Source organism: Paracoccus alkenifer (assembly GCF_900108405.1).
Taxonomy (GTDB): domain Bacteria; phylum Pseudomonadota; class Alphaproteobacteria; order Rhodobacterales; family Rhodobacteraceae; genus Paracoccus; species Paracoccus alkenifer.
In genome coordinates this window covers 67,819-89,046 of record NZ_FNXG01000002.1, presented here as the reverse complement: position 1 = coordinate 89,046, position 21,228 = coordinate 67,819, and the positions used below count along the sequence as shown (strand labels likewise).

23 protein-coding genes and 1 tRNA gene are annotated in these 21,228 nt (G+C 69.2%); 18 read left to right on the top strand and 6 right to left on the bottom strand.

The window, feature by feature from the left end; translation table 11 throughout:
• The first annotated feature begins 107 nt into the window (after positions 1 to 107).
• The 7 genes from BLW83_RS04565 to BLW83_RS04535 all read left to right on the top strand — a co-directional run bounded on the left by BLW83_RS04565 (position 108) and on the right by BLW83_RS04535 (position 5,046).
• Positions 108 to 326: a hypothetical protein gene (locus tag BLW83_RS04565; RefSeq protein WP_090846105.1), complete on the top strand. Its 219-nt coding sequence runs from the start codon at positions 108 to 110 to the stop codon at positions 324 to 326.
• Entirely contained in the window at positions 326 to 1,612 is a 1,287-nt protein-coding gene (gene murA, locus BLW83_RS04560) for a UDP-N-acetylglucosamine 1-carboxyvinyltransferase (RefSeq protein ID WP_090846103.1), read from the top strand. The genes BLW83_RS04565 and murA overlap by 1 nt, the downstream gene beginning before the upstream one ends.
• Positions 1,602 to 2,084, top strand: coding sequence for a DUF2948 family protein (locus BLW83_RS04555; protein WP_425433935.1), 483 nt, complete (start codon positions 1,602 to 1,604; stop codon positions 2,082 to 2,084). The genes murA and BLW83_RS04555 overlap by 11 nt, the downstream gene beginning before the upstream one ends.
• Positions 2,074 to 2,577 carry a GNAT family N-acetyltransferase gene (locus tag BLW83_RS04550; RefSeq protein ID WP_090846101.1) on the top strand — a complete coding sequence of 168 codons (504 nt, stop codon included), beginning with the start codon at positions 2,074 to 2,076 and terminating at the stop codon, positions 2,575 to 2,577. The genes BLW83_RS04555 and BLW83_RS04550 overlap by 11 nt, the downstream gene beginning before the upstream one ends.
• 59 nt (positions 2,578 to 2,636) lie before the next feature.
• Complete coding sequence (gene hisD, locus BLW83_RS04545) at positions 2,637 to 3,959, top strand: histidinol dehydrogenase (protein ID WP_090846099.1); 1,323 nt, start codon at positions 2,637 to 2,639, stop codon at positions 3,957 to 3,959.
• 68 nt (positions 3,960 to 4,027) lie between these two features.
• Complete coding sequence (locus BLW83_RS04540; protein ID WP_090846095.1) at positions 4,028 to 4,510, top strand: UPF0262 family protein; 483 nt, start codon at positions 4,028 to 4,030, stop codon at positions 4,508 to 4,510.
• A gap of 5 nt (positions 4,511 to 4,515) precedes the next feature.
• A complete protein-coding gene (locus BLW83_RS04535; RefSeq protein WP_090846093.1) occupies positions 4,516 to 5,046 on the top strand; it encodes an arsenate-mycothiol transferase ArsC in 531 nt (176 codons plus the stop codon).
• A gap of 150 nt (positions 5,047 to 5,196) precedes the next feature.
• Here the strand turns inward: BLW83_RS04535 and hisH are convergent, their stop codons facing one another.
• The 4 genes from hisH to BLW83_RS04515 all read right to left on the bottom strand — a co-directional run bounded on the left by hisH (position 5,197) and on the right by BLW83_RS04515 (position 7,843).
• Entirely contained in the window at positions 5,197 to 5,832 is a 636-nt protein-coding gene (gene hisH / locus BLW83_RS04530) for an imidazole glycerol phosphate synthase subunit HisH (RefSeq protein ID WP_090846090.1), read from the bottom strand.
• Between the two features lie 6 nt (positions 5,833 to 5,838).
• On the bottom strand, positions 5,839 to 6,465 hold the full coding sequence (gene hisB, locus BLW83_RS04525; RefSeq protein WP_090846088.1) for an imidazoleglycerol-phosphate dehydratase HisB: 627 nt from the start codon (positions 6,463 to 6,465) through the stop codon (positions 5,839 to 5,841).
• Between the two features lie 131 nt (positions 6,466 to 6,596).
• Positions 6,597 to 7,709, bottom strand: a complete 1,113-nt coding sequence (locus BLW83_RS04520) for a hypothetical protein (protein WP_245728636.1) — start codon at positions 7,707 to 7,709, stop codon at positions 6,597 to 6,599.
• 50 nt (positions 7,710 to 7,759) lie between these two features.
• Positions 7,760 to 7,843: transfer RNA gene (locus BLW83_RS04515), tRNA-Tyr, on the bottom strand.
• Positions 7,844 to 7,950: 107 nt separating this feature from the next.
• Here BLW83_RS04515 and rlmB point away from each other — a divergent pair.
• From rlmB to BLW83_RS04465, 10 genes are all read left to right on the top strand, one after another.
• The gene (gene rlmB, locus BLW83_RS04510; RefSeq protein ID WP_090846086.1) at positions 7,951 to 8,760 is read left to right on the top strand and encodes a 23S rRNA (guanosine(2251)-2'-O)-methyltransferase RlmB; all 810 of its coding nucleotides are present in this window, start codon (positions 7,951 to 7,953) and stop codon (positions 8,758 to 8,760) included.
• A gap of 133 nt (positions 8,761 to 8,893) precedes the next feature.
• Entirely contained in the window at positions 8,894 to 9,355 is a 462-nt protein-coding gene (locus tag BLW83_RS04505; protein WP_245728635.1) for a YHS domain-containing (seleno)protein, read from the top strand.
• Positions 9,356 to 9,551: 196 nt separating this feature from the next.
• Complete coding sequence (locus BLW83_RS04500) at positions 9,552 to 9,989, top strand: CoA-binding protein (protein WP_090846084.1); 438 nt, start codon at positions 9,552 to 9,554, stop codon at positions 9,987 to 9,989.
• A gap of 306 nt (positions 9,990 to 10,295) precedes the next feature.
• A complete protein-coding gene (locus tag BLW83_RS04495; protein ID WP_090846082.1) occupies positions 10,296 to 11,897 on the top strand; it encodes a 2-isopropylmalate synthase in 1,602 nt (533 codons plus the stop codon).
• Positions 11,898 to 12,164: 267 nt separating this feature from the next.
• On the top strand, positions 12,165 to 13,199 hold the full coding sequence (locus BLW83_RS04490; protein WP_090846080.1) for a rod shape-determining protein: 1,035 nt from the start codon (positions 12,165 to 12,167) through the stop codon (positions 13,197 to 13,199).
• A gap of 8 nt (positions 13,200 to 13,207) precedes the next feature.
• A complete protein-coding gene (gene mreC, locus BLW83_RS04485; RefSeq protein ID WP_090846078.1) occupies positions 13,208 to 14,137 on the top strand; it encodes a rod shape-determining protein MreC in 930 nt (309 codons plus the stop codon).
• Positions 14,138 to 14,140: 3 nt separating this feature from the next.
• A complete protein-coding gene (locus tag BLW83_RS04480; protein WP_090846076.1) occupies positions 14,141 to 14,686 on the top strand; it encodes a hypothetical protein in 546 nt (181 codons plus the stop codon).
• Positions 14,687 to 14,724: 38 nt separating this feature from the next.
• The gene (mrdA, locus tag BLW83_RS04475) at positions 14,725 to 16,671 is read left to right on the top strand and encodes a penicillin-binding protein 2 (protein ID WP_090846074.1); all 1,947 of its coding nucleotides are present in this window, start codon (positions 14,725 to 14,727) and stop codon (positions 16,669 to 16,671) included.
• A gap of 46 nt (positions 16,672 to 16,717) precedes the next feature.
• Entirely contained in the window at positions 16,718 to 17,860 is a 1,143-nt protein-coding gene (gene rodA / locus BLW83_RS04470; protein ID WP_090846072.1) for a rod shape-determining protein RodA, read from the top strand.
• Positions 17,860 to 18,780: a 2-hydroxyacid dehydrogenase gene (locus BLW83_RS04465; RefSeq protein ID WP_090846070.1), complete on the top strand. Its 921-nt coding sequence runs from the start codon at positions 17,860 to 17,862 to the stop codon at positions 18,778 to 18,780. The genes rodA and BLW83_RS04465 overlap by 1 nt, the downstream gene beginning before the upstream one ends.
• Before the next feature lie 78 nt (positions 18,781 to 18,858).
• On the opposite strand, the gene BLW83_RS04460 is transcribed toward BLW83_RS04465, so the two are convergent.
• Both BLW83_RS04460 and BLW83_RS04455 read right to left on the bottom strand, forming a co-directional pair.
• Entirely contained in the window at positions 18,859 to 19,665 is an 807-nt protein-coding gene (locus BLW83_RS04460) for an SseB family protein (protein WP_090846068.1), read from the bottom strand.
• On the bottom strand, positions 19,662 to 20,279 hold the full coding sequence (locus BLW83_RS04455; RefSeq protein WP_090846066.1) for a uracil-DNA glycosylase family protein: 618 nt from the start codon (positions 20,277 to 20,279) through the stop codon (positions 19,662 to 19,664). The genes BLW83_RS04460 and BLW83_RS04455 overlap by 4 nt, the downstream gene beginning before the upstream one ends.
• A 177-nt stretch (positions 20,280 to 20,456) precedes the next feature.
• Between BLW83_RS04455 and BLW83_RS04450 the strand changes: the two genes are divergently transcribed.
• Positions 20,457 to 21,110: an ABC transporter ATP-binding protein gene (locus BLW83_RS04450; protein ID WP_090846064.1), complete on the top strand. Its 654-nt coding sequence runs from the start codon at positions 20,457 to 20,459 to the stop codon at positions 21,108 to 21,110.
• The last annotated feature ends 118 nt before the right edge of the window (positions 21,111 to 21,228 follow it).

Sequence of the window (21,228 nt, the reverse complement as noted above, 5' to 3'; positions counted from 1 at the left end):
CAAGCGCGCAGGGGTGCAAGGGGGTATGGGCGGAAATCCAGGTTTCTCTGTCCGCAGCTGCGCGCCGGCGGCTGGACCTGGGCGGGCGGGGCGATTAATTGGGTCGGATGAACAAGGACCGTCACCCCGACAAGACCGGCCGCAAGACCGGCGCCGACGACCGCGCCGCGCGGCAGGCGCTCGCGCTGCGCGAAAACCTGGCGCGGCGCAAGGCGCAGGCGCGCAGCCGGGCCGAGGGGGCGGGCGGCAATGGCGGCGGCGGCGTGACGGCGGGCAGCAACATAACGATTCCAGGGGATGAACCCCGGGGCGATAGCGAGGACTGATGGATACGATTCTGGTGCGCGGCAACGGTCCGCTGAACGGCGAGATCGAGATCGCGGGCGCAAAGAACGCCTGCCTGACGCTGATGCCCGCAACCCTGCTGACCGACGAGCCGCTGACCCTGACCAACGCGCCCCGGCTGTCGGACATCCGCACCATGACCGAGCTGCTGCGCTCTCTCGGTGCCGAGGTCGCGGATTTGCAGGACGGCCGGGTGCTGGCGCTGTCCAGCCACGCGCTCAGCAGCCACCGCGCCGATTACGACATCGTGCGCAAGATGCGGGCCTCGATTCTGGTGCTGGGACCGATGCTGGCGCGCGACGGGCAGGCGATCGTCTCGCTGCCCGGGGGCTGCGCGATCGGGGCGCGGCCGGTGGACCTGCATCTGCGCGCGCTGGAAGCGATGGGCGCGGAGCTGGACCTGCGCGACGGCTATGTGCACGCAAAGGCGCCGATGGGCGGCCTGCGCGGTGCGGTGATCGAGTTTCCGCTGGTCTCGGTCGGGGCCACGGAAAACGCGCTGCTTGCCGCGACGCTGGCCCGCGGCACCACCGTGCTGAAAAACGCCGCGCGCGAGCCGGAGATCGTCGACCTTGCCCGCTGCCTGCGCCGCATGGGCGCCCAGATCGAGGGCGAGGGCACGGGCACCATCACCATTCAGGGCGTCGACCGGCTGTCGGGCGCCACCCACCCGGTGGTCACCGACCGGATCGAGCTGGGCACCTATATGCTGGCCCCCGCCATCTGCGGCGGCGAGGTCACCTGTCTGGGCGGCCGCATCGAGCTGGTGGAATCCTTTTGCGAAACGCTGGATCAGGCCGGGATCAGCGTCACCGAATCCGACCGCGGCCTGACCGTTTCGCGCAAGAACGGCCGGGTGAATGCGGTGAACGTGGTGACCGAGCCCTTTCCGGGTTTTCCCACCGACCTTCAGGCGCAGATGATGGCGCTGCTTTGCACTGCCGATGGCGTCAGCGAGCTGGAAGAAACCATCTTTGAAAACCGCTTCATGCACGCGCCGGAACTGGCGCGGATGGGCGCCCGGATCGAGGTTCACGGCGGCCACGCCCGCGTCACCGGCGTGGACAGGCTGCGCGGCGCCCCGGTGATGGCCACCGACCTGCGCGCCAGCGTCAGCCTGATCCTTGCGGGGCTTGCGGCCGAGGGCGAAACCATCGTCAGCCGCGTCTACCATCTCGACCGCGGCTATGAGAAGGTCGTGCGCAAGCTGCGCGGTGTCGGCGCAGATATCGAACGCATCAAGGAGCAGCCTGCCCATGGTGAATGACGCGCGTTTTGCAGATGCGGGGCCGGATGCGGCGCTGGCGATCAGGGCCGAGGACGGGGACGATCTGGCCGTGCTGGCCGCGCTGGCGCAGGATGCGGTGCTCAGCGTCGCCGACATGGGCTATGACCCGAAATCGCGCCGCTTCAGCCTGCTGCTGAACCGTTTCCGGTGGGAAGACGCCGATTCCGCCCGCCTCGAATCGCGCCCATATGAACGGGTGCGGGCGCTCTTGGTGATCTCGGATGTGCTGCGGGTGCGCCATGACGGCATCGACCGCGGCGACCCCGAAACGGTGCTGTCGCTGCTGTCGCTGGACTGGCAGCCGGGCGAGGACGGCACCGGGCGGCTGGTGCTGGCATTCGCCGGCGACGGCTCGGTGGTGATCGACGCGGAATGCCTGTCGGTCGATCTGCGCGACGTGGCGCGGCCGCATCGCGCCGCCTCGGCGGATCTGCCCCGGCATGAACCCTAGGCTGCTGCTGTGGCGGCTGACCCCGGCCGACGCCGGCCCCTGGCACCGCATCATGCGGGGCGCGCTGGCGGAATTGCAGGGGCTGTTCGCCAGCGACTGGGCGGAATGGATCGACCGTCCCGAATGTGATTTCCGCGCCGTGCTGGAGCGGGCGGATTGCTGGGCCGCCGGCTGGGCGCAGGGGCAGCCGCTGGCCGTCGGACGGTGGGAGGCCCTTGATTCCCCCGACACCGCAACGCTGATGGGCGTCTATGCGCAGCCCTCGGCACGCGGCGCGGGACTGGCCGCGCCGCTGGTGCGCCAGTTGATCGCGCAGGCTGCGGCGCAGGGGCACCACCGCATCCAGCTGGATGTGGTCGCGACCAACCTGCGCGCGCTGCGCTTTTACCGCCGGCTGGGCTTTGCGCCGACCGCCACGCCGCCCCTGCGCAACCCGCTGGGGCTGGACGAAATCGAGCTGGCGCTGGACCTCGCCCCCCGTCTGGCTGCTTGAGCAACAGGGGGCCGCAGGGTAACAGCGCCCAACCGCCCCAGTTTTCGGAAACCCGCACCATGCCCGTCACGCTGAACACCGCCGACCCGGATTTCGAGCGCGGCTTTGCCGCCATGCTGTCCGCCAAGCGCGAGGATTCCGCCGATGTCGGGCAGGTGGTGGCCACGATCATCGCCGATGTCCGCGCCCGTGGCGATGCGGCGCTGGTCGAACTGACCAACCGCTTTGACCACAACGACCTGACCACCGCCGGGCTGCGGTTTTCCGCCGCGGAAATCGACGCCGCCTGCGCGCAGGTCTCGGCGGATGACCGCCAGGCGCTGGAACTCGCCGCCGCCCGCATCCGCGCCTATCACCAACGCCAGTTGCCGCAGGATGCGGAATGGACGGATGACACCGGCGCCACGCTGGGCTGGCGCTGGACTCCGGTTTCGGCCGCAGGGCTGTATGTGCCGGGGGGGCAGGCCAGCTATCCGTCCTCGGTGCTGATGAACGCGATTCCCGCCCGCGTGGCCGGGGTGGAACGGCTGGCGGTCTGCGTGCCGACGCCGGGCGGAGAGATCAACCCGCTGGTGCTGCTGGCCTGCCGCATCGCCGGCGTGGACGAAATCTGGCGCATCGGCGGCGCGCAGGCCATCGCGGCGCTGGCTTACGGCACCCAATCCATCCGGGCGGTGGACAAGATCACCGGCCCCGGCAACGCCTATGTGGCGGCGGCCAAGCGGCAGGTGTTCGGTCGCGTCGGCATCGACAGCATCGCCGGCCCGTCCGAGGTGCTGATCATCGCCGCGGGCGCGCAGAACCCCGACTGGCTGGCGCTGGACCTGCTGGCGCAGGCCGAACACGACGCCGACGCGCAGGCGATCCTGATCACCCCCGACCCGGCGCTGGCCGAGGCGGTCGCCGAGGCGGTGGACCGTATCCTGCCCACCCTGCCCCGCGCCGCAATCGCCGGGGCCAGCTGGCGCGACCACGGCACCATCATCCTGACCCGCGACCTGTCCGAGGCCGCGGCGCTGTCCGACCGCATCGCCCCCGAGCATCTGGAGCTGTGCGTGGACGATCCCGCCGCGCTGGCGGCACAGGTCCGCCACGCCGGCGCGATCTTCCTTGGCGCGTGGACGCCCGAGGCCGCGGGCGATTACGTCTCGGGGCCGAACCATGTGCTGCCCACGGCACGCTCGGCGCGGTTCTCGTCGGGGCTGTCGGTGATGGATTTCGTCAAGCGCAGCACCGTCTCGGCGCTGTCGCCCGGCGCGCTTGCCGCCATCGGCCCGGCCGCGGTGCGGCTGGCGCTGTCCGAAGGGCTGTCCGCGCACGCCCGCTCGATCGAGGCGCGGCTGGAATCGCTCAACCGCGGCAAAGACGGTTTTGACGCTTGAATGATCGCCCGCTTGCGGGAATCTTGACCCACGCCGGCTGTGGTCCGGCCAGAACAGGAACAGCGAAGATGTCCACCGATCGTCTTGTCCGGGTCGAGATCGACGATTCCGCCCTGCCCCCGCCCACCCCCGAGATGGAGCAGGAACGCCGCGTCGCCATCTTCGACCTGCTCGAGGACAACAGCCTGGCCCTGCCCGGACGCGCCGGCAACGCCGCGCCGACCGGTCCCTATGCGCTGCAACTGGCGGTGCGCGACCGGCGGCTGGTGTTCGACCTCAGCTCGGAACTGGGCGAAAAAGTGGCCGAGTTCCACCTGTCGATGGGTCCGTTCCGGCAGGTGGTCAAGGATTATTTCCAGATCTGTCAAAGCTATTTCGACGCGGTGAAACGCCTGCCCCCGGCCCAGATCGAGGCCATCGACATGGCGCGGCGCGGCATCCACAACGAAGGCGCAAGGACGTTGCAGGAACGGCTGGAAGGCAAGGCCGAGATCGACATCGACACCTCGCGCCGGCTTTTCACCCTGCTCTGCGCGCTGGTATCGGACTGACCCGGATGCTGCCCGGCAAGACCATTCCGGCCAGCTTTCCCGGGTCGGTGCTGTTCTGCTGCGACCACAACGCCATCCGCTCGCCCATGGCCGAGGGGCTGATGAAAAAGCTTTACGGGCGCAGCGCCTATGTGCAGTCGGCGGGTGTGCACAACGACATGGAAATCGACGGCTTCACCATCGCCGTCTGCCAGGAATTGGGGATCGAGCTGTCGCGCCACCGCACTCGCAGTTTTGACGACATGCGCGACTGGGGCGACGACCTGGGGCAGTTCGATCTGGTGGTGGCATTGTCGCCGGCCAGCAAGCATCAGGCGCTGGAGCTGACCCGGCACAGCCATCTCGACGTGGAATACTGGCCGATCATGGACCCCACGGGGCTGGCCGAATCGCGCACGGAAAAGCTGGGGCTTTACCGGCAGTCGCGCAACCAGATCCTGACCCGGATGCTCGACCGCTTCGGCCCGCCCACCGAACCCGACGGCATCGACACCGTCCGCCGCGCCCTGCCGCAGGACCAGCGCCCCCAGCCCTGACGCAGACCCAGCGTCCGATCCTCGGTGCGTCCGATCTTCTGTCGAGAAATATCCTGGGGGCTTGCGAGCGCCCGGAAAACAGTCCGGTGGACTGTTTTCAGCAAGCAAGGCCACGGCAGTGGCCGCAGGCCGGGGGCAAAGCCCCCCCTTTCACCCCGCCCAGCCCAGAAAATTGCGCAGGATCCGCAACCCAAGCGCCCCGGATTTTTCGGGGTGAAACTGCAACCCCACGATATTGTCGCGCGCCACCACCGCCGTGACCGGCCCGCCGTGATCGACCGAGGCCACCAGATCCTGCGCCCGCGCAACATTGAACTGCCAGCTGTGGACGAAATAAGCGTGCGCCCCCTGCGCCACCCCTGCCAGCACCGGATGCGGGTGATGGAGCCGCAGCGCGTTCCAGCCCATATGCGGAACCTTCAACGCGGGGTCGGCGGGGGTGATGCGCTCGACCCGGCCATGGATCCAGCCGAAACCGGGGGTGGGGCGATATTCCAGCCCCTCGTCGGCCAGCATCTGCATCCCCACGCAGATGCCCAGAAACGGCACGCCGCGGCGGATCACGGCGCCCTCAAGCGCCTCGGCCAGCCCCGGCACCGCGTCAAAGGCGGCGCGGCAGGCGGGGAACGCCCCGTCCCCCGGCAGCACGATGCGGTCGGCGCCTGCAACCTCGACCGGATCGGCGGTCACCGCCACAGTTGCGCCAAGATCGCGCCCGGCCAGCGCCACGGCCTTGGCCGCCGAATGCAGGTTGCCGCTGCCGTAGTCGATCAGCGCCACGCGCATCGGGTGCTACAGCGCCCCCTTGGTCGAGGGCAGCGCATCGCCGATCCGCGGGTCCGGCTCGACCGCCTCGCGCAGCGCCCGCGCCACCGCCTTGAAGGTCGCCTCGGCGATGTGATGGGCGTTGAAACCGTGGATCAGGTCGACATGCAGGGTGATGCCGCCATGGGTGGACAGGGCCTGAAAGAATTCGCGCACCAGCTCGGTGTCGAAACTGCCGATCTTTTGCGCCGGGAACGGCAGGTTCCAGACCAGAAACGGCCGCCCCGACAGGTCCAGCACCGCGCGGACCTGCGCATCGTCCATCGCCAGATGAAAGCTGCCATAACGGCGGATGCCGCGCTTGTCCCCCAGCGCGCGCGCCAGCGCCTGCCCCAGCGCGATGCCGCAATCCTCGACCGTGTGGTGGTCGTCGATATGCAGGTCGCCATCTGCTTTCAGCTCGATGTCGATCAGCGAATGCCGGGCCAGCTGGTCGATCATGTGGTCGAAGAATCCGACCCCGCTCCGGCTGTCGGAACGGCCCGAGCCGTCCAGATCAACCTTGACGTGGATGTCGGTCTCGGCGGTCTTGCGCGCAACCGCGGCGTGACGGGCGGAAACGGGGCGGGCGGAAACGGGGGCGGTGTCGGACATGGGCGCCTCATTCGCTGGGAACGGCCCCGCTTAGCGCAAATGGCGGCGCGGGTGCAACGGCGCGGGTGCGGCTGGGGCTCTGCCCCGGGGCCTTTGGCCCCTCCCCGGGATATTTGGGACCGCCCGAATCCTCAGGTCAGCCACAGCCCGGCGCGTTTCAGGCGCTTGCGCAGTGCGCGTTCGGGGGCCTGCGGCGGGTGGGCGGCACCGAGGGGGCGGACAAGGCGGCGCCCCTCGCCGCCGGTCAGCAGCCGTTCCGCCGCTTCCCAACCCTCCAGCAGCGGGGCGATTTCCGGCAGCGCGGCAACGGTTTCAAAGGTCGTCAGCGCGGGGTCGGGCGCCTGCGCGTAAAGCAGGGCCGGGTTGCGCCAGTGCCAGGTGACGTCGCCGTCCAGCCCGTCCAGTTCCGGCCCCGGCCGCCCGCCGCCAAGGCTGTGGATCACCAGCGGCAGCACCACCTGATCCAGCCACGGGTCCAGCGACTGGCAGGCCAGCGCCTCGCCCGGGTCGGCGCGCACCGCCACCGCCCAGTCGTGAAAGCGGCGGTGGAATTGCGCCGGATCGGCGCCGAAAAACCAGCCGGCGTTGAAATAGAGGAACCTTTCCCAGTGGTCCGGCGGCTGCGACAGGTCGAGCGAGCCGTCCATATCCAGCCCGAAACGATCATAAAGCGACCGCCAGATCGAATCGTAGCCGTGATGATAGGGCGGCGGCACGGGCCAGCTGCCCTCGCGCCGCATCGAGGCCGAGGGCCGCGCGAAATCGAACGCCACCGCATCCAGATCGCCGGTCACCAGCGTGTCGCTGTCCAGAAACAGGAACGGGCGGCCCGGGTCGAGCAGCGCCAGCGCCTCGATCTTGTTGCCATGCGGATAGCTGCGGCCAAAGCTGCGCGCGTGCAGCGGCCGGATCTCGGCCCCCAGCGCGACCAGCGCCTCACGCGCAAGGGGCGACATGCGCGGATCGGTGCCCGCCCATGCACCGCCGGGCTGGGGTTCCGCCACGATCAGCCGGCCGCGGAAACCGGGTGTGTTCAGGCGCAGGCTGGCGGCAAGAATCGCGGCCTCGCGGTCGATGCCGCCGCGCTGCGCCACGATCAAGATGTCGAATTCAGGGGCAACGGGCGCGCGGCCCGCATTCCGCGCCGCCCTGCGGGCCAGCCGCTCGGCCATGCGCTGCGCCTTGCGGGCGGCGCGTTCGGCCTGACCGCGGGTCGGTGGGGGGATATGCGGGGCGTCGTTCATCAGCCGTCCTGCGCTTGTGCGGCGAACACCATCGACCTTGTGGGGGAAAATGGTGGGCGACCCTGGAATCGAACCAGGCATGGGTCTCCCCGGCGGAGTTACAGTCCGCTGCCGCACCTTGCAGCACGTCGCCCGACGTCCGGGGTGATTATCCCCGCCCCACCGCAGGGTCAAGCGCTTTCCCGCCGCCTCTTGCGCCCCGCGCCGGCCCGGCGCAATCAGGCAGGTGACAGGAGAACCGATGACCACCCCGCCCAAAAAGACCCGCAAGCCCGCATGGGTGATCGACAAGGAACGCGCGCGCCGCGCCGCGGCCGCCGAAACCGTCTGGCTGTTCGGACTGCACGCGGTGCGCGACGCGCTGGCCAACCCCGCCCGCAGCCGGCTGCGGCTGGTGGTGACGAAAAACGCCGCCGACCGGCTGGGGGACGCCATCGCGGCCTCGGGGATGGAGCCGGAAATCGTCGACGCCCGCGTCTTTGACCGCGAGGTGCCGCTGGCGCCCGATTCCGTCCATCAGGGCGCCGCGGTCGAGGTCAGGCCGCTGGACTGGGGCCGGCTGGCCGACATCGCGACAGCCGGGGCCGAGGGCTCGCGCCCGCTGATCGTGGCGCTGGACCGGGTGACCGACCCCCATAACGTCGGCGCGATCCTGCGCTCGGCCGAGGTGTTCGGCGCCCGCGCGGTCATCGCTACCGCCCGCCACGCCGCGCCGGAAACCGGGGCGCTGGCCAAGACCGCCTCGGGGGCGCTGGAACGCCAGCCCTATCTGCGGGTGGTCAACCTGGCCGATGCGCTGATCGAGTTGCAGTCGATGGGCTACACCGTGCTGGGGCTTGACGGCGAGGGCACCGCCACCCTTCCCGAGGCACTGGCCGCCCTGCCCGGCCGCGCCATCTGCCTGGTGCTGGGCGCCGAGGGGCCGGGGCTGCGCGAACGCACGCGCGAGACCTGCGATCAGGTGGTGCGCATCCCGTTTGCGGCGGATTTCGGGTCGCTGAACGTGTCGAACGCGGCGGCAGTGGCGCTGTATGCGGCGACCCGGGCGTGAACATGCGGGGCACGGGCGGAACACTGGCGGTCACTTTGGGGCGATCTTTCTGGCCCACCCGTTGCACGGGGCGGGCGGTGATGCGACACAGGATCGCATGATGCCAGCAGCCCCCCTTGCCCGCACGGACGCGATGATTCGAGATACAAGCATTCTGGCCCGCCTGGCCGCATTTCGCCGTCCAGCGGCCCGCGGCCATGCGCTGGCGGCGCTGGCACTGTGGGGCCTGCTGTCGGGACCGGCGATGGCGCAGGCTCTGGGCGGCATGGATCCGGTCAGCCTGCGCGACGCGGGCCGGCCGGTGGGGGGCGATGCGGCGATCTCGACCCACTGGAAGGGGCGCGAGTGGCGGTTTTCCAATGACGCCAACCGCGCCGCGTTCGAGGCGAATCCCGGCGCCTATGCGCCCGCTTTCGGCGGCAACTGCCCCGTTGCGCTGTCCGAGGGCGAACGCCACCCCGGCGAGCCGCAGCATTTCGTGGTGCTGAACGGGACGGTCTATCTGGCCGGCTCGGCCTCGGCCCGCGAACGCCTGCGCAAGGATCCCGCGATCCTCGGGCTTGCGGCGCGGGCGTGGAAACGCCAGTCGCGCTGAGGGCCGGATGGACGCCGCGGGAAAATCCTCACTTTTGCGTGTATGCGTATGGAACCCAAGGGCAGTGATGCACATTTACATCATGAACAGGGCCACGGAACGGTCTTGTTCAGATCACTGTCCCTCGTTCCGCGACTTGCGCCCGGTCCCCGACCGGGCGCTTTTTTCTGTCTGAACCCCTGATGAGGAGACCAGCATGACCCAGCCCGATATCGCCCGTATCGCCGCGCAAACCCGCAACATCGCCGTGGTGGGGCTGTCGCCCAAGCCCGAGCGTCCCAGCCACGAGGTCGCGCATTACCTGCAAAATCTGGGCTATCGAATCATCCCGGTGAACCCCGGCCACGCCGGCGAGCAGATCCTGGGCGAGACCACCTATGCCACGCTTTCCGACATTCCCGCCGATGCCGCGGTTAACATGGTCGATATCTTCCGCCGCTCGGAATCCGTGCCCGCGGTGGTGGACGAGGCGCTGGCCGCGCTGCCGGGGCTGAAAACCATCTGGATGCAGATCGGGGTGATGCACGATCAGGCCGCGGACAAGGCCCGCGCGGCGGGCAAGACCGTGGTGCAGGATCGGTGCCCCAAGATCGAATTCCCCCGCGTCGGCGCCGCCGGCCCCAAGGGGGCCTGATCCGCAACCGCGATCCGGGGCAAGCCTGTATTGCCCCGATTTTCCACCCGCGCCCCCTTTTCAAGAATGAAACTCGGGTTATAGTCGCCGCATGACGCGGACCCTGCACCATGCCACGCCCCCTGCCCCCGGCCATCGCCCGGGCGCGTCTGCGCGTGCCGCCTGCCCGCTGCCGGGCGGGCGTCTGGTGATGAAACTCCGCGGTCTGCTGCTTCTTACGCTGCGCTGAGCGGGTCCGCCGGGCCGCCGCTCAGTCTGGCACAGCGCCCGGCCACCCCAGAAGCAACAGTATTCAAGAGACGCGACATGACCTCTGCCAGCGCAACCACCGCCACCACGACAGCCCGCGATTCCGACCGGGTGCTGATTTTCGACACCACGCTGCGCGACGGGGAACAATCCCCCGGCGCCACCATGTCCCATGCCGAAAAGCTGGAAATCGCCCAGATGCTGGACGAAATGGGCGTGGACATCATCGAGGCGGGCTTTCCCATCGCCTCTGAGGGCGACTTTGCCGCCGTCAGCGAAATCGCGAAACAGGCGCAAAGCGCAGTGATCTGCGGGCTGGCCCGCGCCCAGATCCCCGACATCGACCGCTGCTGGGAGGCGGTGAAACACGCCCGCCGCCCGCGTATCCACACCTTTATCGGCACCTCGCCGCTGCATCGGGCGATCCCGAATCTGGACATGGACCAGATGGCGGACCGCATCCACCAGACCGTGACCCATGCCCGCAACCTGTGCGACAACGTGCAGTGGTCGGCGATGGACGCGACCCGGACGGAACATGATTACCTATGCCGGGTGGTGGAAATCGCGATCAAGGCGGGGGCCACCACGATCAACGTCCCCGACACCGTGGGCTATACCGCGCCCCGCGAATCGGCGGCGCTGATCCGGATGCTGATCGAGCGGGTGCCGGGCGCCGACAGCGTGGTGTTTTCCACCCATTGCCACAACGACCTGGGCATGGCGACCGCCAACAGCCTTGCCGCGGTCGAGGCCGGCGCCCGCCAGATCGAATGCACCATCAACGGGCTGGGCGAGCGCGCCGGCAACGCCGCGCTGGAAGAGGTGGTGATGGCGCTCAAGGTGCGCCACGACATCATGCCCTGGACCACCGGCGTCGACACCCGCAAGATCATGGGGATTTCCCGCCGGGTCAGCCAGGTTTCCGGTTTCCCCGTGCAGTTCAACAAGGCCATCGTCGGCAAGAACGCCTTTCTGCACGAATCGGGTATCCATCAGGACGGCGTGCTGAAAAACGTCGAGACCTTCGAGATCATGCGCCCCGCCGACATCGGCCTGAACGAGGCCAATATCGCCATGGGCAAGCATTCCGGCCGCGCCGCGCTGCGCGCCAAGCTGGGCGATCTGGGGTATGATCTGGGGGACAACCAGCTCAAGGATATATTTGTGCGGTTCAAGGAACTGGCCGACCGCAAAAAGGAAATCTACGACGACGATCTGGTCGCGCTGATGCAGGACAGCGCCGCCAACACCGACAGCGACTATTTGCAGGTGAAAAAGCTGCGCGTCGTCTGCGGCGGGGGCGAGCCTGCGATGGCCACGCTGACCATGGTGGTGGGCGATGCCGAGCTGACCGAGACCCGGCAGGGCGACGGCCCCGTGGACGCGACCTTCAACGCGGTCGATGCGATGTTCGAACACCACGCCACCTTGCAGCTTTACCAGGTCCATGCCGTGACCGAGGGCACCGACGCCCAGGCCACCGTCAGCGTCCGGATGGAAGAGGACGGGCGCATCGCCACCGGGCAGGCATCCGACGTGGACACGATCCTTGCCAGCGCCAAGGCTTATGTGGGCGCGCTGAACCGGCTCAAGGTGCGCCGCGAACGCACCTCGCCCGATGCCGACACAAGGGCAATCAGCATGTATACGGTCTAGGAACCGCAAAGGGGGCGCAGCGATGCGCCCCTTTTTTGTCGGCCCCTTCGGCCACGGCCCGGCAGCACGGGCGCATCGCCATCGGCGAAAGACCGCCCGTCCGCTGCGTCCGGCCCCCGACAAGGGCGCCAGAATCGGCTTTTCCCCAAGGGGCGCCGGGCCTATAGGGGGCGCAGCCGCAATCGGCCCCGCCGGCAGGATCGCCGGGCACAAGCACAAGCGGCACCGGGCACAAGCGGCACCGGGCAGGCACGGAAGGGATTTGACATGGCATTCTTCGGTCTTTTCTCGACCGATATCGCGATCGACCTGGGCACCGCGAACACACTGATCTACGTCAAGGGCAAGGGCGTGATCCTGAACGAACCCTCGGTCGTGGCCTATCACGTCAAGGACGGCAAGAAACAGGTGCTGGCCGTGGGCGAGGACGCCAAGCTGATGCTTGGCCGCACCCCCGGCTCGATCGAGGCGATCCGCCCGATGCGCGAAGGCGTCATCGCCGATTTCGACAGCGCCGAGGTGATGATCAAGCACTTCATGAAGAAAGTGTTCAAGCGCACCTCGTTTTCCAAGCCCAAGGTGATCGTGTGCGTGCCGCACGGGGCCACTCCGGTAGAGATGCGCGCGATCCGGCAGTCGGTGCTGTCGGCGGGCGCGCGCAAGGCCGGGCTGATCGCCGAACCCATCGCCGCGGCCATCGGCGCGGGGATGCCGATCACCGAACCCACCGGCAGCATGGTCGTCGACATCGGCGGCGGCACGACCGAGGTCGCGGTGCTGTCGCTGGGCGATGTGGTCTATGCCCGCAGCGTGCGCGTCGGCGGTGACCGCATGGACGAAGCCATCGTCAACTATCTGCGCCGCCACCATAATCTGCTGATCGGCGAACAGACCGCCGAAAAGGTCAAGACCTCGATCGGCACTGCCCGGATGCCCGACGACGGCCGCGGCGCCACCATGCAGGTGCGCGGCCGCGACCTGCTGAACGGCGTCCCGAAAGAGGTCGAGATCACCCAGGCCATGGTCGCCGAGGCGCTGGCCGAGCCGGTGCAGCAGATCTGCGAGGCGGTGATGATCGCGCTTGAGGCGACGCCCCCCGATCTGGGCGCCGACATCGTGGACCGCGGCGTGATGCTGTCGGGCGGCGGCGCCATGCTGGGCGAGATGGATCTGGCCCTGCGCGAACAGACCGGGCTGATGATCAGCCTTGCCGATCAGCCGATGAACTGCGTGGCTCTGGGCACCGGCAAGTCGCTGGAATACGAAAAGCAGCTGCGCCACGTCATCGACTACGACAGCTGAGGCGGCCAATGGCGCGCCGCAGCTATGACTATGCGACCCCGGTCCGGCGGGTGCTGGTGGCGCTGCTGGTGCTGTCGCTGCTGGCGGTGTTCGTGTTCTGGCGCATCGACAGCCCGCGGGCGGAACGGATGCGCGCGGCTTTCGTGGATCGTTTCGTGCCCTCGCTGGACTGGGCGATGGCGCCGGTGACGGCGGCCAGCCGGATGGTTTCCGGGTTTCAGTCCTATCGGCGGCTTTACGCGCAAAACCAGGAACTGCGCCGCGAATTGCAGCGCATGACCGCCTGGAAAGAAGCCGCGGTGCAGCTGGAACAGGAAAACGCCAAGCTGCTGGCGCAGAACAACGTGCGGCTGGACCCGGCGCTGACCAGCGTCTCGGGGGTGGTGCTGACCGACAGCGGCACCGCGTTCCGCCAGTCGGTGCTGCTGAACCGAGGCGCCCGCGACGGCATTCTGGACGGCTGGGCCACCATGGACGGGCTGGGGCTGGTCGGGCGGATTTCCGGCGTGGGCGAGACGACCAGCCGGGTGATGCTGCTGACCGACCCTTCGTCGCGGCTGCCGGTGACGATCCAGCCCTCGGGGCAAAAGGCGCTGCTGACCGGCGACAACACCGCCCTGCCCTATCTGGATTTCATGGAAAGCCCCGAAAACGTGCGGCCCGGCGACCGTGTGATCACATCCGGCGACGGCGGGCTGTTCCCGCCGGGGCTGCTGGTCGGGCAGGCGGTGCAGACCTCGGACCGCAGGATGCGGGTGCGGCTGGCCGCGGATTACGGGCGGCTTGAATTCCTGCGCGTGCTGCGCAGCCACCCGGCCGAACAGATCGCCGACAGCGGGCTGCTGATCCGCCCGCCCGAGCCGGGCCTTATCGGACCCAGCCTACCCGCGGCGCCGGTCCCGGCGCCGGCTCAGTCCGCTGGCGCGCAGGCGGACTAGGCGATGCTGTCCCCCGCCCGCCAGCGCCAGCTTGCCGGCCAGTCGCTGTATGTGGTGCTGGCGCTGGCGCTGATCGTCGCGGCGCTGCTGCCGCTGGCGCCGGGGCGGATCGGCGTGCCAGGCCCCGACATGCTGACCGCGATGACGCTGGCCTGGGTGGTGCGCCGCCCGGCGCAGGTGCCGCCGCTGACCATCGGTGCGGTGGCGCTGCTGGCCGATATCCTGCTGTTTCGCCCGCCCGGGCTTGGCGCCGCGATCACCGTGCTTGCGGCCGAGACCCTGCGCCGCGGCGCCCATCGCGGCCGCACGCAGGGTTTTGTGGTCGAGTGGCTGCGGGTGGCGGCGCTGATGGCGCTGATGGTGCTGGCCGAGCGGACGCTGCGCACGCTGTTTCTGGTCCCGCCGACACTGGCGCCGCTGCCGCCCTTGGGGCAGGATATACTGCGCCTGATTGCCACCGTCGCGGCCTATCCGCTGGTGGTGGCAGTGCTGCACCCGCTGGGGCTGCGTCGCCCCTCGCCCGCGGAACTGAACTGGCCCGAACGCTGAAACCTGCACGCTGAAACCCGAACCATAAGCCCCAAGCGATGAAGAAATCCGCCCGCGACATCACCGACAGCAACCGCGCGATCAACCGTCGCGCGCTGATGCTGGGTGCGGTGCAGGCGGCGGTGGTGGCAACGCTGGGCTGGCGGCTCAAGACCATGCAGCTGGACCGCGCCGATGAATTCCGGATGCTGTCGGACGGCAACTCGATCAAGCTGCGGCTGCTGCCGCCCGCGCGCGGGCTGATCCACGACCGCAACGGCGTGCTGCTGGCCGGAAACGAGGCCAATTACCGCGCCACCATCACCCGCGAAGAGGCCGGCGACCCGGAACTGGTGCTGGCCCGCCTGCGCCAGCTGATCCCGATGACCGACACCGCCATCGAGGCGGTCCTAGCCGAGATCGGCAAGCGCAGCGCCATCACCCCCGTGGTGGTGGCCGACCGGCTGTCATGGGAACAATTCGCCTCGATCGCGGTCAACGCGCCCGCCCTGCCCGGTGTCAGCCCCGAATCGGGCCTGTCGCGCAGCTATCCGCGGGCGGGCGATTTCGCGCATGTGCTGGGCTATGTCGGCCCGGTTTCGGATTACGACCTGTCGCGGATGGAAGACCCCGACCCGGTGCTGATGCTGCCCGAATTCCAGCTGGGCAAGCTGGGGGTCGAGGCCCGGCTTGAGGAACGCCTGCGCGGCAAGGCCGGCACCCGCCGGGTCGAGGTCAACAGCGCCGGCCGCGAGATGCGCGAGCTGGAGCGGATCGAGGGCCAGCAGGGCGAAACCGTGCAGATCACCATCGACGCGGCCTTGCAGAATTTCGCCGTGCAGCGGCTGGGCGAGGAAAGCGCCGCCGCCGTGGTGATCGACGTGCAGAACGGCGATATCCTGGCCAGCGCCTCGGCCCCGACCTTTGACCCGAACCTGTTCGTGCGGGGGATTTCCGGGCCGGATTACCGCGCGCTGATGGAACACGACCACCGGCCGCTGGCCGACAAGACCGTGCAGGGGGTGTATCCGCCCGGCTCGACCTTCAAGATGGTGCCGCTGCTGGCGGGGCTGGAATCGGGGCTGATCGACGCCGGCTCGCGGTTCTACTGCCCCGGCCACACCACCGTCGCCGGCCGCCGCTTTCACTGCTGGAGCAGGGGCGGCCACGGCTCGGTTGCGGCGGTGGCCAGCCTCGAACGCTCTTGCGACGTGTATTATTACGAGCTGGCGCAGAGGATCGGCGCCGACCGGATGGCGGAAATGGCCCGCCGGCTTGGCATCGGCGTGCGCCACGAACTGCCGATGTCCGCGATTGCCGAAGGCATCGCCCCCGACCGCGCCTGGAAACGCGCCCGCCACGATCAGGAATGGCAGGTGGGCGACAGCATCAACGCCTCGATCGGGCAGGGCTACGTGCTGGCCTCGCCCTTGCAGCTGGCGGTGATGACCGCGCGCGTGGCGACGGGGCGCGAGGTGGCGCCGCGGCTGGTGCGGGCGGTGAACGGGGCCGCGGTGCCGGAAACGGATTTCAACGACCTTGGCCTGCGCGAGGCCAATCTGCGCACCGCCCGCGCCGGCATGGACGCGGTGATGAACGGCAGCCACGGCACCGCGGCGCGGTCGCGTATCCTGGCCCCGGAATGGCGCATGGCGGGCAAGACCGGCACCAGCCAGGTGCGCAACATCACTGCGGCGGAACGCGCCCGCGGCGTGATCCGCAACGAGCAGCTGCCGTGGAATCGCCGCGACCATGCGCTGTTCGTGTGCTATGCGCCCTTTGACGCGCCGCGCTACGCGGTTTCGGTGGTGGTCGAGCATGGCGGCGGCGGCGGCACCGTGGCCGCCCCCATCGGCCGCGACATCCTGCTGTTCGCGCTGGCCGGAGGGCTGCCGCCGCTGGATGCCTATCCTGCGGGACAGCGCGGCGCCATCGAGGAAATGCGCGCGCGGATGAACCTGACCCCGGCCCCTGCCCCGCAGACCAACGGGCGGGCGCGGGCGTGACGGCGGCGGGCGGCGGCATCCGGGCAGATGCGGAACGGGCAGGACGATGAGCGGCTATCTCGACTATAAATCCGAACAGACCCCGACCGGCTGGCGCAAGATCCTGTATCTCAGCTGGCCGCTGGTGTTCCTGCTGGCCGCGGTCGCGGCGACCGGCTTTCTGATGCTGTATTCCATTGCCGGCGGCCGGGCCGAGATCTGGGCCGAACCGCAGATGAGACGTTTCGTCGTCGGCATGGTGGCGATGATCGCGCTGGCGTTCACCCCGATCTGGTTCTGGCGCTCGATTTCCGTGGCGGCCTATGTGGTGTGCCTGCTGCTGCTGGTGGCGGTGGACGTGTTCGGCCACCACGCCATGGGGGCGCAGCGCTGGCTGGATATCGGCCCCGTCAAGCTGCAACCCTCCGAGATCACCAAGATCGCGCTGGTTCTGGTGCTGGCGGCCTATTACGACTGGCTGGGGCTAAGCAGGGTGTCGCGGCCGCTGTGGGTGCTGATCCCGGTGCTGCTGATCCTGATCCCGACCGGGCTGGTACTGGCGCAGCCGGACCTGGGCACCTCGGTGATGCTGGTGGCGGGCGGCGCGCTGATGATGTTCGTGGCCGGCGTCAGCCTGTGGTATTTCGCCGTGGTGATCGGCAGCGGGGCCGGGCTGGTGTTCGCGGTGCTGAAAAGCCGCGGCACCGACTGGCAGCTGATCCATGATTACCAGTATCGCCGCATCGACACATTCCTGGACCCCGGCAGCGACCCGCTGGGCGCGGGCTACAACATCACCCAGGCGCAGATCGCGCTGGGATCGGGGGGCTGGTCGGGGCGCGGCTTCATGCAGGGCACGCAAAGCCGGCTGAATTTCCTGCCCGAAAAGCATACAGATTTCATCTTTACCTCGCTGGCCGAGGAATTCGGCTTTGTCGGCTCGATCACGCTGCTGTCGCTTTACGCGCTGATCATCGCTTTTTGCCTGTATTCGGCGTTGACCAACCGCGACCGTTTCGCCAGCCTGCTGACGCTGGGCATCGCGGGGACGTTCTTTTTGTATTTCGCGGTGAACATGGGGATGGTGATGGGGCTGATGCCGGTGGTGGGCGCACCGCTGCCGCTGGTCAGCTATGGGGGGACACAACTGATGATCCTGCTGATGGCGTTCGGCATCGTGCAATCCGCGCATGTGAACAGGCCGCGCTGATGCGGGTGTTCTTTGCCGCTCCGCCGCCGTCCTGGGACCGCTGGGCCCCTGCCCTGCGCGCCGCCTGCCCGGAAATCGAGCTGTGCCGCGAAGGCGACCCGGCCGGCTTTGACGCGGTGATCTATGCGCCCGGCTATCCGGCGGGGGGGCAAGAGATGGATTTCCGCCCCTTTACCAACGCCCGGCTGGTGCAAAGCCTGTGGGCCGGGGTCGAGCGGATCGTGGGCAACGAGACCCTGACCCAGCCGCTGTGCCGGATGGTCGATCCGGGACTGGCGCAGGGCATGTCGGAATGGTGCCTGGGCTGGACCATGCGCTTTCATCTGGGGATGGATCATTACCGGCAGGACGGCGTCTGGCGCAATACGCTGGTGCCGCCGCTGGCGTCCGGCCGCAAGGTCACGATCCTGGGGATGGGAGAGCTGGGCCGGGCGGTCGCCGCGGCGCTGCGCGGCGTGGGGTTCGCCGTGACCGGCTGGTCGGCCTCGGGGCGCGCGGTTCCGGGCGTGCGGATGCTGGGCGCGGCCGCGCTGGCGCAGGCGCTGGGACAGGCTGAGGTGCTGATCTCGCTGTTGCCCGACACGCCGCAGACGCGCGGGCTGCTGGATGCGCGGCGGCTGGCGATGCTGCCGCGCGGGGCGGTGCTGCTGAACCCCGGCCGCGGCACGGTGCTGGACGACGACGCGCTGCTGGCCGAACTGAACAGCAACCGCCTGGGGCACGCGGTGCTGGACGTGTTCCGCGCCGAGCCGCTGCCGCCCGCGCACCCGTTCTGGCGCCACCAGCGCGTGACCGTGACCCCGCATGTCGCCGCCGAGACCCGCCGCTCCACCGCCGCCCCGGTCGTCGCCGAAAACCTGCGCCGCGCCATGGACGGCCGGCCGCTGCTACATCTCGTGGATCGCGCGCGCGGATATTGAGGACACGCCGATGGGGCTCTGCCCCGCCGCGCGATGCGCCGCCCCCCGGGATATTTGGACAAGGAAGAAGCGGGGGGCCTAGCGCAGCCGGGGCGGGGCGTCCGGTTTGCGGGGCCTTTCCGGAGGCGACGGGGCCGGTGGGGCGGTGGCCTCGATCCGCACGGCGCCTGGGGGCAGCGGCAGGGGCTGAAAGGTGACGTCCACCCCGCCCTCGACCGGCGGCAGAAAGGCCACCAGCTCGGCCAGCGCCTTGGCGATGGCGCGGCGGCCGGCGTCGGCGCCGGCGGGTTCGTCGGCGGCGCCCATCACGGCGATCAGGTGGCCCTGCCGGCCGTCCTGCCATTCCACGCCCACCAGCGCCGCGCCGGCGACCATGCCGGCCATGTCGGCAAGCCTTGTGGCCAGCGGCTCGGCCAGCACCGCGACGGCTTGCGGCGAGGGGGCGGCAAGGCCGCGCGGCAGGGCATCGGCCGCCGCGGGCGATTCGGCCAGCGCGGCGATCAGCCACGCCAGCGCCGGCGCGTCCAGCAGCATCTCGGACGGGCGGCCGGGGTTGACCAGCAGCCCCCGCCCCGCCTGCGCCAGTTCGCGCGCCAGCACCCGCCCGGGCAGCGACAGATGCGCGACCGGCCCGCCCAGAAACCCCGCCAGCGCCGCCGCATCGTCCGAGGCCAGCGCAACCTCGGCCCCCGGCAGCTCGAACATCCGCAGATCGGCGCGGTCGTCCACCGGGTCCGCCGACAGGGCGACATGCAGTTCCGTATCGGCCAGCCGCCGCAGCACCGCCGCCCGCTGCACGGGGTCGGCGTCGTGAAAGGGCACGGCGGCGCAGAGCCGGTCAAGCTCGGTAAGGTCGGAATCGGGGGCGGGTTCGGGCGGGGTCACAGCACCTCGGCAAGCGTCTTGCGCAGTTCCGGGACCAGCTCGGCCTGAAACCACGGGTTGCGTTTCAGCCAAGCGGTATTGCGCCACGAGGGATGAGGCAAGGGGAACACCCGGGGCGCATGGTCGCGCCACCCCGCCACCGCCGCAGTCACGTCGCGCAGCCCAAGATGCCAGCGGATCGCATGGCCGCCGATCAGCAGCGTCACCTGCGGGTCGAGATCGCGCATGATCCGCGCCCGCCAGGTCTCGGCGCAAAGCCGGGGCGGCGGCAGGTCCGCGCCCTTGGCGTCATAGCCCGGAAAGCAGAACCCCATCGGCACGATCGCCACGCGCGAGCGGTCGTAGAACGTGGCCTCGTCCACCCCCATCCAGTCGCGCAGCCGCTCGCCCGAGCGGTCGGTAAAGGGCCGTCCCGACTGATGCACCCGCATCCCCGGCGCCTGGCTGGCCACCAGCACCCGCGCACCGGGGGCGAACCACACCACCGGGCGGGGCGCATGGGCGGTTGCCGTGGCGGCGAAACGCTGGGCGCACAGGCGGCAGTCGCGCAGCTCGGCCGCCACCGGCAGATCAGACGGCTGAGAGGCTGGAAACTGCCGGGAAACATCGCTCATGCCGTGACAGATAGGCACGACCCTGCCGGGATAACAGATTGCATTCTCAGGATCCGACGGCGCGCAATGGACATGACCGGGGCACAAGCCTATGTTCGGCACGGAAAATGCGGGCGATCCCATCCCGCAGTAACAACTGCCGGTTGCCGGCACCGACGCGGAAAGCCGACTGCAACCATGCTGGAATTCGACAATGTATCGAAGTCCTTCTGGACCGGCACCCAGCGCAAGGTCATTCTGGACCAGGCGTCCTTTCGGGTCGAACTGGGGGAATCGCTGGGCATCCTGGCCCCCAACGGCACCGGCAAGACCACGCTTATCAACATGATGTGCGGGCTGGAAAAACCCGACGAGGGCCATATCCGCGCCACCTGCCGGGTGTCGTTTCCGCTGGGATTCATGGGGGGCGTGATCCCGCGGCTGTCGGGAAACGAGAACTCGCGCTACATCGCCCGCATCTACGGGCTGGACCCGGATTACGTGTCGGCCTTTTGCCGCTGGCTGTGCGACATCGACGAATATTTCGACCAGCCGGTCGGGGTCTACAGCTCGGGGATGCGCTCGCGGCTGACCTTCGCGCTGCTGCTGGCGCTGGAATTCGACATCTATCTGATCGACGAGGGGATGCCCTCGACCACCGATGTGGAATTCAACCGCAAGGCCGGCAGCGTGCTTTACGACCGGCTGAAGACCTCGACCGTGGTGGTGGTGTCGCACCAGCCGGCGACGCTGGAACGTTTTTGCCGTCGCGCGGGCGTGTTGCGCGACGGGCGGCTTTACATGTTCGACAGCCTGGATGAGGCGAAGCAGTATTATGATTACACCACCTAAGGTCCGCCGGTTTCACCTGAGCGCATCCGAATCCCCTGTCGCCGCCGCGCGCGGGGCCGCTTGGGGCGATACCCCTCGCCCCGAGGGTGCAGACGCCGCGGCCCCGCGCCCCTCCGTC